The 9,118-nt window shown below is 55.9% G+C and carries 10 protein-coding genes and 2 pseudogenes; 2 read left to right on the top strand and 10 right to left on the bottom strand.

Annotated features, from left to right (window positions below; translation table 11 throughout):
- Positions 1-729: 729 nt before the first annotated feature.
- From AC2FHW_RS19725 to AC2FHW_RS19685, 9 genes are all read right to left on the bottom strand, one after another.
- Complete coding sequence (locus AC2FHW_RS19725) at positions 730-987, bottom strand: hypothetical protein (RefSeq protein ID WP_142640413.1); 258 nt, start codon at positions 985-987, stop codon at positions 730-732.
- A 13-nt stretch (positions 988-1,000) separates the two neighbouring features.
- On the bottom strand, positions 1,001-1,702 hold the full coding sequence (locus AC2FHW_RS19720) for a NapC/NirT family cytochrome c (protein WP_185956761.1): 702 nt from the start codon (positions 1,700-1,702) through the stop codon (positions 1,001-1,003).
- A gap of 29 nt (positions 1,703-1,731) precedes the next feature.
- Complete coding sequence (locus AC2FHW_RS19715) at positions 1,732-2,169, bottom strand: nitrate reductase cytochrome c-type subunit (protein WP_185956760.1); 438 nt, start codon at positions 2,167-2,169, stop codon at positions 1,732-1,734.
- A 12-nt stretch (positions 2,170-2,181) separates the two neighbouring features.
- Positions 2,182-3,099: a quinol dehydrogenase ferredoxin subunit NapH gene (napH, locus tag AC2FHW_RS19710; RefSeq protein WP_271952791.1), complete on the bottom strand. Its 918-nt coding sequence runs from the start codon at positions 3,097-3,099 to the stop codon at positions 2,182-2,184.
- A complete protein-coding gene (gene napG / locus AC2FHW_RS19705) occupies positions 3,096-3,914 on the bottom strand; it encodes a ferredoxin-type protein NapG (RefSeq protein ID WP_271952794.1) in 819 nt (272 codons plus the stop codon). Before napG ends, napH begins: the two co-directional genes overlap by 4 nt.
- A 27-nt stretch (positions 3,915-3,941) precedes the next feature.
- Entirely contained in the window at positions 3,942-6,434 is a 2,493-nt protein-coding gene (gene napA, locus AC2FHW_RS19700; RefSeq protein WP_496690623.1) for a nitrate reductase catalytic subunit NapA, read from the bottom strand.
- A complete protein-coding gene (locus AC2FHW_RS19695) occupies positions 6,431-6,724 on the bottom strand; it encodes a chaperone NapD (protein ID WP_496702285.1) in 294 nt (97 codons plus the stop codon). Before AC2FHW_RS19695 ends, napA begins: the two co-directional genes overlap by 4 nt.
- A complete protein-coding gene (gene napF / locus AC2FHW_RS19690) occupies positions 6,721-7,236 on the bottom strand; it encodes a ferredoxin-type protein NapF (RefSeq protein ID WP_496702283.1) in 516 nt (171 codons plus the stop codon). The genes AC2FHW_RS19695 and napF overlap by 4 nt, the downstream gene beginning before the upstream one ends.
- A 117-nt stretch (positions 7,237-7,353) precedes the next feature.
- Complete coding sequence (locus tag AC2FHW_RS19685; RefSeq protein ID WP_496690626.1) at positions 7,354-7,656, bottom strand: transposase; 303 nt, start codon at positions 7,654-7,656, stop codon at positions 7,354-7,356.
- On the opposite strand from AC2FHW_RS19685, the pseudogene AC2FHW_RS19680 reads away from it, so the two are divergent.
- Together AC2FHW_RS19680 and AC2FHW_RS19675 are read left to right on the top strand one after the other, a co-directional pair.
- Positions 7,644-8,108, top strand: a pseudogene (locus AC2FHW_RS19680) (IS110 family transposase); the annotation flags it as partial. The gene AC2FHW_RS19685 and the pseudogene AC2FHW_RS19680 sit on opposite strands and share 13 nt — an antisense overlap.
- Positions 8,090-8,425, top strand: a pseudogene (locus tag AC2FHW_RS19675) (IS1 family transposase); the annotation flags it as partial. The pseudogenes AC2FHW_RS19680 and AC2FHW_RS19675, both read left to right, overlap by 19 nt.
- A gap of 497 nt (positions 8,426-8,922) precedes the next feature.
- Here AC2FHW_RS19675 and AC2FHW_RS19670 read toward each other — a convergent pair.
- Positions 8,923-9,118, bottom strand: a 196-nt coding sequence (locus AC2FHW_RS19670; RefSeq protein ID WP_281973979.1) for a hypothetical protein, incomplete at its 5' end; no start/stop codon positions are given.

Genomic DNA, 9,118 nt, shown 5'->3' with positions numbered 1-9,118 from the left:
CCATCATTCGCGCGAAGATGCCCTTGTCGCTCCACCGTTTCCATCGATTGTACAGCGTCTTGTGCGGTCCATAGGCGCAGCCGAGGACACGGTGTTGTCTAATAGGGTTGCCCGAGGGGAAAGGCAGCGTCTTACCCCAGATGGCCAGAGGCGTTTGGCTTGTCCAAATCCTGCTGGCCCTAAAACAAGTGCGGCGGTGCGGGCTGCGCTGTTACTTTTTGCGCCAGAACAGGTTGTTTTTTTTGCGCAGTACAAAATGGTGGGAGTAGGACAAGCAGAGCCCGGATCTTGCCAGGCCAATCATGGTTCCTAGGATTACGCGCTTAGGGGCGCCATTGTGCGCAATAAGATATGGAATCAATCTGCGGTGGACTCATTGAGGCCTACTTTCCTGAATCAATTTGGCTGAAACACTATCTTTAAGGGTTTGATATGATATCTATTTTATTGCAGCTAGATGTCGTAATACCTGTCCATTACAAGGCGTGGTCGAATGCTCCAGTGGCGCGTGGGCTGCAGCTGAAAATCTACACCAACGTGAGCAATGGTCCCTCGGCACGGATTGCTCGATAGTTCTGACGGCTTCCATCTCGAAAACCTATCAGATGAGAAATCAGGGGATGTCCATTCCATCAGAGCCCTTCTGCACCTAGCCGCTATCTACCCCAGAGCATCGGGTAAAGGACCAATCACTACGCCGCCATTGCCCAGCACGCTTCGGTCTTTCTGTTAGACCGTTGCCCCTTTGATACGGATCGCAGAACCCAGTGTCCCGGCACACAGACCCACAACAATGGCGATCAAAAGTTCGGTCGTTGCAACATTGGCAAAGTCCCAATGGGCAAACAGCAGCGTCCCAACAATGCCGATCAAACCGCCCATCATGGCCCCCAGCCAGAGGCGGCGCGTCATCATGCCAAGCGCAACGCCCAGAATGCCTGGAAGGCCGATGATGTTGCCGCCGATTGTTCCCAGAAGTTCCAGCATAACTTACCCCTTTTCAGTCCGACTGTGTGGTCAGGTATGACCGGATTTCTGCGCTGCCGTCTGCAACCTGTTGTTGCAAGTTACCTGCGGATTTATTAGCCAGCGCATCGGTGATTTTCTGGTATTCTTCCTGATAACCCTGCGGCAGGCTGTGTGCGATGCCTTGGTGGCAGTCGATGCAGGTCATGTTGTTGTCAATTGCCCGCTGATGTTCCGATGCAGCGCGTGCTTCTTGAATGGTGAAATCCATATAGTCAAAGTTATGGCAGTTGCGGCACTCGCGGCTGTCAGAGGCCTTCATCTTTTTCCAGACCGCCGAAGCCATACTTAGCCGATGCGCTTCGTATTTCTCAGGCGTGCTGATGGTTCCGGCAAGCTCGTGATAGACATCTTTAACAGCCATGATCTTGGCCTTGATCTTGTGGTTCCATTCATGTGGCACGTGGCAGTCAGAACAGATCGCGCGGACACCGGAGTGGTTGTTATAGTGGATCGTCTCGCGGTATTCGCCCAGATTGGTTTCCATCGTGTGGCACGAGGTACAGAATTCCTCGGTATTGGTCAGTTCCAATGTCCAGTGGAACCCACCCCAGAACAGAATACCGGCCAGAAACCCGGCGAGGATCAGAAAGCCCGAGCTGAACATAACAGCCGGGGTCCAGATCGCGTTCCAGAGGCGGCGGATCCAACCGCGGTTTTCGGGGGAGTCTGCCATCTTGGTGCTCCTTTCAGACATGCGTTGGATTAGTTGCCGGACGAGGGTTCAAACACGTTGTCGACCAACGCAGGCGCATCTGCCTGAGGCACGTGGCACTGGTTGCAGAAATAACGGGTCCCGGCGATGTGATCCAACTCATTGCCGTCACGATCCAGATAATGGGTCATCGACAGGGTCGGCGCATTGCGTTCCCCGGCTTTGGTCCAGTCATGGCAGGACAGGCATTGATTGGTGCGCACGTCAATCTGGTATTGCTCGATCGAGTGGGGGACAAGCGGTGGTTGCTGGCGATAGTTGCGCTGCATCCGTCCTTCCACGTTCTTGTGAATCCGGTCCAACGGAATGGGTTCATCCACCTCGGCGCCACGCAGGGTTTGCACCGTCGCAGATTGCGCAAGGACGAACCCGCTCAGGAATATAACGGGGATCAGGGCGACGACACCTGTGAGGATTGGCTTGTTCATCTCGGCACTCCCTTAAATAGGTCTGGCTACGCGCGGTTCAGGCGCGGGAACTGGATCGGAAGGTGCGGCGACTTGGTCGTCGAACCGGTGAGTAAATTTGAAGACATCAACTGCACAGACATCGATACAGCGACCGCAGTTTGAGCAGTCGGTTGACAGGATCAGCGGCGTGGCACCCGGCTTGCCCTTCAGCGCGGGCGAAATGATGTGGTTTTCGGGGCAGACGGCGTAGCAATCCATGCAATCGTCACAGGCCGAGCGGTTAACCGCGCTGACCCGCAACAGGCTTTTGGTGCCGATCAGGCCATAAAACGCACCGACCGGGCATATGTGGCCGCACCAGCCGTGACGGGCGACAAGCACATCAAAGACAAAGATCGCAACGACCATGGCCCAGACAAAACCGGCCCCAAAGATAAGGCCGCGATGCAGCATGGTGATTGGGTTGATAATCTCCCATGCGATCACGCCGGTGAGGCCCGAGACGATCAGCGCGGTGGCCAATATCCACAACCGCGTGCGCCGTTTAGGTTGCCAACCTTTCGGCAAATCCAACCGCCTGTGCAACCAGTTGGCGGCGTCGGTCACCGGGTTGATCGGACAGACCCACGAGCAATAGACGCGGCCCCCGACCAGCGCATAGGCCACCACGACGATCAAGCCGCCAATCAAAGCGGTCATCGCCGGCCAATGCCCGGCGATGATGCTTTGCAACAGGATGAATGGGTCCGTCAGCGGCAGTACACCCAGGGTCTGCGATCCTGCCAAGGTACCTTTTACGACCCAGATGCCGAACCAGGGTCCCAACAGGAACAGGACCAGAAAGAACAGCTGACTGATACGGCGCAGTATCAGGTATTTATGCGCGCCGACCCAGCCTTTGATCGCCACGGCTTCTTGGCCTATGGGCATATGTGTGCGGGTGGTCATTGTCCCACCCCTGGAAGATCATAGCCGGGTTCAAAACCACCCGGTGCGATCAGGTTGTCGACCCCCGGGCCGGGCAGGCGGTCGGGCAGGTCGATTATGCCTTCAACAACCGGCGCGCCCTTGGCATCTTTTTCTTCCCAACCTTTGCGGTAATGATCCGCGCTGCTGCCCCGCGCAAGACGTGCCGGCAATACCTTGATTGCGGCTTCTGGCAGAACACAGCTTTTTTCGCACATGCCACAGCCGGTGCAGCGGTCGGCATGTACGGTTGGGATAAACATTGCATGGTGGCCCGAGCGGGCGTTATGCGCCGTTTCCAAAGTGATCGCTTCGTCAATCACCGGGCAGACACGGTAACAAACGTCACACCGCAATCCCAGGAAGTTCAGGCAGTTTTCCTGATCGACCAAAACCGCGACGCCCATTTTGGCATCGTCAATGTTATCCAACTTGGGATCTAGCGCACCGGTCGGGCAGGCGGCAACACAAGGAATATCGTCGCACATTTCACAAGGCACATCGCGAGCGATAAAATATGGCGTGCCCGTCGCCCCGGCATCCGACCCAAGCTCGGCCAGTTTCAAGGTATCATAGGGGCAGTCTCGCACACACAGCCCGCAGCGAATGCAGGCCGACAAGAACTCCCGCTCTGGCAGCGCGCCGGGGGGGCGCAAAGCCTCGGCCGACAATGCACGGGCGTCGCGGGCCAGCCAGGCCAGCAGTGACCCGCCGACCACACAGCCGCCTGCCGCACGCGCCGTATCCTGAAGGAAACGGCGACGTTTCGGCGAAAGAGGAGTCTTGGCGAGGGGCATGGGGATTACCTTTGCGATCCGTGCCGATTACGCGCGCTCGACCTTACAGGCGCATTTCTTGTAGTCGGTTTCCTTCGACAGCGGACAAGTTGCATCCAGCGTCAGCTTGTTGGTCAACTGATGCTCATCAAACCACGGCATAAAGACCAAGCCGCGCGGCACCTTGTTACGCCCGCGTGTCTCAACCCGACTGGTGACCTCACCACGGCGGGTCGACAACACGATTTCCTGCCCGCGGCGCAGGCCGCGATCCTTGGCGTCTTGTGGATGCATATAGACAACTGCCGACGGGAAGGCCCGGTGCAGTTCCGGCACCCTGCGTGTCATCGAGCCTGAATGCCAATGTTCCAGGACGCGACCGGTCGACAGCCACAGATCATATTCTTCGTCCGGCTCTTCTGCGGCGGGTTCGTAGGGGGCAAAGATGATTTTTGCCTTGCCGTCCTTGTGACCGTAGAATTTAACATCCGCGCCTTCGGGCACATAGGGATCGTACCCTTCGCGGAAGCGGTAAAGGGTTTCTTGCCCGTCCACGACCGGCCAGCGCAACCCGCGCGCCTGATGGTAGGTTTCGAACGGTGCAAGGTCATGTGCGTGACCACGGCCAAATTCGGCATATTCCTCAAACAGGCCTTTCTGAACGTAGAACCCAAAATGCTCGGATTCGTCGTTGTCAAAGCCTTCCGCAGTTTCGGCTAGCGGGTACTTGTCCACCGATCCGTTGGCGTAAAGCACATCATACATGGTCTTGCCGCGGTGTTCGGGCATCTTGGCCAGCAGTTCTTCATCCCAGACCTCTTCAACGGTGAAGCGCTTCGAAAACTCCATCAACTGCCACAGGTCAGATTTTGCTTCTCCTGGCGCTTTCACCTGCTGGCGCCAGAACTGAGTACGGCGTTCCGCGTTGCCATAGGCGCCTTCTTTTTCGACCCACATGGCGGTGGGCAGGATCAAATCGGCAGAGACAGCCGTGACCGTTGGATAAGGGTCAGAAACTGCGATGAAGTTTTCCGGGTTGCGATAACCCGGGTAACCTTCCTCGTTGATATTGGGTGCCGCCTGCATGTTGTTGTTGCACTGCACCCAATAGGCATTCAGTTCACCATCCTTCAGCTTCCGGTGCTGCAAGACCGCATGGAACCCGGGCTTAGGTGGAATAGTGCCTGCCGGGATATTCCAGGCGGTTTCGCAAATCTGACGGTGTTCGTCATTTGCCACCACCATGTCTGCAGGCAGGCGGTGGGCGAACGTGCCCACCTCACGCGCGGTTCCACAGGCCGAGGGCTGACCGGTCAGCGAGAAAGGCGAGTTGCCGGGTTCAGAGATCTTACCAACCAGAAGGTGCACATTATACATCAGCGAATTCACCCACGATCCGCGGGTGTGCTGGTTGAAACCCATGGTCCACAAGCTCATCACTTTGCGGTTCGGGTCTGCATATTGTTGCGCCAGCTTCTCAAGTTTATCGGCGGGCACGCCAGACAGTTCGGCTGTGTATTCCAGCGTATAAGGTGCGACCGCCTCGGCGTATTCTTCAAAGCTGATTGTCTCGAGCTTGCCCGAGTTTGGGTTCTCTGCCTCTTGCTGCAGCGCGTTTGTATCGCGCAGACCATAACCGATATCGGTGGCGGTTTTGGTGATGTTGACGTGCTTGTTGACAAACTCTTCGTTCACCGCGCCGTTCTGAATGATGTAATTGGCGATGTAATTCAGGATCGCCAGATCGGTCTGCGGGTTAAACACTAGGCCATTATCGGCAAGCTCGAACGAGCGATGTTCGAATGTCGATAGAACATGCACTTCGCATCCCGGCTTGGTCAGGCGCGTGTCGGTCAGGCGCGACCACAGGATCGGGTGCATTTCGGCCATGTTCGATCCCCACAGCACGAAAGTATCCGCGTGTTCCAGGTCGTCATAGCAACCCATCGGCTCGTCAATTCCGAAGGTACGCATAAAGCCCACGACCGCGGACGCCATACAGTGCCGCGCGTTGGGGTCGATATTGTTGGACCGGAACCCGGCTTTCATCAATTTCGAAGCAGCATAGCCTTCCCAAACCGTCCACTGGCCTGACCCGAACATGCCGACACTGGTCGGGCCCTTCTTGGCCAGCGCCTCTTTCCATTTGGCAGCCATGACGTCAAAGGCTTCGTCCCAACTGACCGGCTCAAACTCACCGTTCTTGTCATATTCGCCGTTGGTCTTGCGCAGCAATGGGGTGGTCAGGCGATCCTTGCCATACATGATCTTGGACAGGAAATAGCCCTTGATGCAGTTCAGCCCGCGATTGACCGGCGCGTCAGGGTCACCCTGAGTGGCGACAACACGCCCGTCCTTGGTACCTACCAGCACAGAACAGCCGGTGCCACAGAACCGGCAGGCGGCCTTGTCCCAGCGAATGTCAGGGGTGCCCACCTGCGCGGCGGCCTGACCAGTGGCCAAAGGAATACCTGCGGCAGAGGCCGTCGCTGCGGCCGCTGAGGCCTTGAGGAATGTCCGACGAGTTTCTGATATGGTCATAGCGTGGGCCTCCGGCTGGTGGTTTGGCTTGGGGCATCGGGATGCGGATGGCTGTCCGCAGTGTCCTCGAAATGGTGGTACGTTAACGTCAGAGAAATCACCCCGGGGATCTGGTGCAGGTCCATGATGATCTCGGACGCAAGGCGTGTCGGCGTGTCTTCGACAACAATTACGAAACGGCCGTCTTCGGCCTCGGCGTGAATTTCGACACCGACCGTGACTTTCATTGCCTCGGACGCCGCCAGTGCCTGCGCTGGTGCGATATGTAAAAGGCATCCGCAGATATTCATTGGCTGACTTCCGTTTGAGATATGGTTTTGCGTTTCAATGTGACGGCATCGACCGGGCATGACACCATACACGACCCACAGCCAGTGCAGGCGTCGAGGTCTAAAGATGGATCCGCGCGGCCACCCATTTGCAGCCTGAAGCTGATGGCGTTCTGATCGCAATTATCCTGACACACTCGGCAGCTGACACCGTTGACAGACAGGCAGGACGCAGCTTCGACCGACGCGCGCCACGGCCAATCTTGCAGGCGTTCTATGTCCAGGGCATCCGTGGGACAGGATTGAGCGCAACTCCCACAAAAAGTGCAGGGACCCTCGGTGGGTTGAAACACCGGATACCCATCCTGACCAATGGCAATCACACTTTCGGGGCAAGCTTCGACACAGTCGCCACATTTACTGCATTGATCTGCAAAACCAGGCACAACCGAACCCGGAGGTCGAACAAGATTACTGTCCTCCCGGAATGCGGTGACGCCCAAAAATGCGCGTCGGCTGGTCAGTTGACTCATATCGCTTTGACCTGGCTATCTCTGATTCCTTTTCTGAGTTTACTGCATAATCGTTCTGAGGCTGGTACATTTTGATCCAGATCATTATTTGAGCGCATCGTTCTTAAACGTTTTGAGCTATTTGACGTCTGGAATGCCACCATCCGTACTGCTTGAAACCAGATGAGCGATGACACAACAAAGCCAAACCGCCATCTGTCTCAAAACATCTGATGACGTATAGCCGTCCATTGCCAAACGTTGCCACGTCGACAGGTGATTGGGCCGTAGATCATGTCGTCGCGCAACTTCATTGACCTCAAACCCAGGACCAACGACTTGGCCACAACACGACCCTTGAACGGTTCTGAAGGTGTAGACGCCCCCGCTGGCCTCGGTGTGCCATTGTGGGTTTGCAAACAAACTGAATGGAGGCGTCACTGGAAGAGATTGGCATGATTGGCCTGGATTTGGCGAAGAATGTGTTCCAGGTGCACGGAGCGGCTAGAACAGGTCACCCGGTTCTTCAGAAGAAACTGCGCAGGGGCCAGGTCCTCGAGTACTTTGCCAAATTCCCGCGTAGCGTGTTTGCAATGGAGGCCTGCACCAGTGCGCATTATCGGGCGCGCGAGATCGGTCGTTTGGGTCACAAAGTCAGGCTGATCAATCCGGCCACGTGAAGCCATTCGTCTAACGTCAGAAGAACGATATGGGCGATGCAGAAGCAGAACTGTGAAGCTGCAAGTCGACCAACGATGCGCATTGTTGCTGTGAAGCGTGAAGAGACCTAGGCGTCAGCGATGGTTCTTCGGTCCCGGGAATTGTTGGCTCGGCAGCGCACGCAATTGATCAACGCTCTGCAAAGTCACCTTGGCGAGCTAGGTCAGGTCGCACCGACAAATCTATGATCAGCACGTCGAATGTTGAGTGTCAAAACCTGACCATGCGTATGCCCATGCGCCGTTTTTCCCGCCTGACAAGTGGTTTCAGCAAGAAGGTTGAAAACCGCATGCACTCCGTTGCGCTGCGTTTCATGTACTACAACTCTGTGAAGGTGCATCAGACGTTAAAGGTGACACCTCCAATGGAAGCGGGTTTGACTGATCGCCTCTGGAATATAGCTGAACTGGTTGCTATCGTTGATGCCAACGAACCCGCACCAAAGAAGCGTGGAAACTATAAGCCCCGTAATAAGGCACTTTCAAAGTGACCCAATCCCGTACGATCCGCGTATATTAGCGCGTTGATATATGAAGTCGTTCATGAAACCGGCCAGGCCAAAGGTATTCCGAACCAACCATCAGCGGGTTTTCCATCCACTTCGCGACTGACAAACGTCTGCCTTCGAAGATCTCGAAACGCACCGGCTTCTGCGTCTTACTCTGCAGAACGGAGGCTCGTTCCTTGACCTGTCCGGAGGCCATTACATCGACCACCTGCATTCGGACCGGATCGCAGCCTCGGAGCTTGTTGTCTATTGCCATATTGAAGACGACAAAGTCCCGGTGGATTTTGGCTAGCTCAAGTCCAACCCTGATCGCCCAGATGTGTTTTGGTTTCAGAGGGCGCTTTTGTCCTACGATCCGGCCCTTGTTTCAGGCCGGGCGAAGCGCGCGAATGGCGGGTAAGTTTGGTGTTTCCATGACTGATCCTCCGAACCGCCATTCCCTCCCACTTCGACGACCCGACGTTGACCGGTGCAGCATATCACCGGATGCTGCATCGCATTCGACGTCCAGTGTGAGCCCAAAGCGACAGAGTTTCAAACCTAACATCAAACTTTTCGAGGGCTAAAACAACTGCTACTCCCTTATGAATGATTGATTGTTGAGCAGCCTCATCTGACTGGTTCAATTTGATTGTTAGTGCATCATTGGCCTGTGATCCATTGAGATGATGGTTT

The sequence above is a fragment of the Ruegeria sp. YTSA108 genome (assembly GCF_059610185.1).
The sequence above is the reverse complement of the archived record's forward strand: the minus strand, read 5'-3'. Positions and strand labels throughout refer to the sequence as shown.